Origin of the sequence: Cryobacterium sp. Y11, assembly GCF_002929535.1 — a bacterium.
In the GTDB taxonomy this organism is placed as follows: Bacteria; Actinomycetota; Actinomycetes; order Actinomycetales; family Microbacteriaceae; genus Cryobacterium.
The window spans coordinates 1-1,205 of the sequence record NZ_PJJO01000004.1 but is presented as its reverse complement, the minus strand read 5'-3'; the positions used below and the strand labels follow the sequence as shown (position 1 = coordinate 1,205).

Genomic DNA, 1,205 nt, shown 5'->3' with positions numbered 1-1,205 from the left:
TTGCCTTTGGGGGCCGCTGGTATTGCCTGGGGATGCCGGGCTGCCGCGCTGGTCGGGGGCCAGCGGCCCTCGACCAGCGCGGCAGGTTTAGGCCGTGACCAAGCCGGCGGTGTGTTCTCGCATGTTGTGGCCGCCGGTCGCCACCCAGATGGTGTTGTGCACGATGCGGTCCATGATTGTGTCGGCGTGAACTCCGGAGCCGAGGCGCTGGTGCCAATCTTTTTGGGCGTATTGGGTGCAGAACACCGTTGATGCCTGGTCGTAGCGTCGCTCGAGGAGTTCCAAGAGCATGCTGCGGGTGCTCTCGTCGGGTTCGTCGAGGAGCCATTCATCGATCACTAGGAGCGTGAACGCGGTGTACTTGTTCAGAAACTTCGTCGTCCCGGCGGGTTTATCGCGGGCCAGCTGCCAGGCCTCTTCGAGCTCCGGCATCCGAATGTAGTGAGCCCGCACCCGATGCAGGCACGCGGCCTTCGCTAACGCGCACCCCAAATACGACTTCCCCGACCCGGTAAATCCCTGGAACACGACGTTCTGCTGCCGGTCAATGAACGAGCACGTTCCCAGTCCCGCGATCACAGACCGGTCAAGGCCGCGTTCCTCGACGAGGTCCAGGCGCCGCAGGTCAGCGTTGGGATACCGCAGGTTCGCCCGCCGGATCAGCCCCTCGACCTTGGTTTGAGTGAATGCGGAATGGGCGTCATCGACGGCAAGTTTGATTTTCTCCTCAAATGCCAAACCGAGTGTCAGGGTGTCGTCTTGGGCGTCGAACGCGTCCAGCAGGGTGGCCACGCCCATCTCACGGAGCTTGCGTTTGGTCTCAATATCGATCCGGCTCATCGTGCGCCTCCGGCGTAGTAATCGGCGCCGCGGACATACCCGCCAGATTCAGGTTCGGTGGGTTCGAAGCGTGGAATCCTGCGGGTGCTTGTCTTGTCTTGCCCGGTCTCCAGGATCGGCCGCAAGTGCGCATACCGGGGCGACCGAACACGACCTTCGAGCGCGATCTGGCACGCCCTTTCCACTCGCTCACTGGAGTAACGACGGCTCAGCCGCAGCGCTGCCAGAGCGGCATCAAAGCCTTGCTCCTCCACGGGCACCGCCTCGAAAATCCTGTTCACCACGGTCACCATGCTCGGGCCGACACGCGTCGCCCACGCCCGGATCCTGACGCTGTCCCACTCCCGATACTTCTCGCCCTGAGG

At 63.2% G+C, this 1,205-nt stretch carries 1 protein-coding gene and 1 pseudogene; both read right to left on the bottom strand.

All coding sequences use genetic code 11. The features are described from left to right. Positions 1-87: 87 nt before the first annotated feature. Positions 88-840: an ATP-binding protein gene (locus tag CXY75_RS00030; RefSeq protein ID WP_104080871.1), complete on the bottom strand. Its 753-nt coding sequence runs from the start codon at positions 838-840 to the stop codon at positions 88-90. Next, positions 837-1,205: pseudogene (locus CXY75_RS20165) on the bottom strand (IS21 family transposase); the annotation flags it as partial. The pseudogene CXY75_RS20165 and the gene CXY75_RS00030, both read right to left, overlap by 4 nt.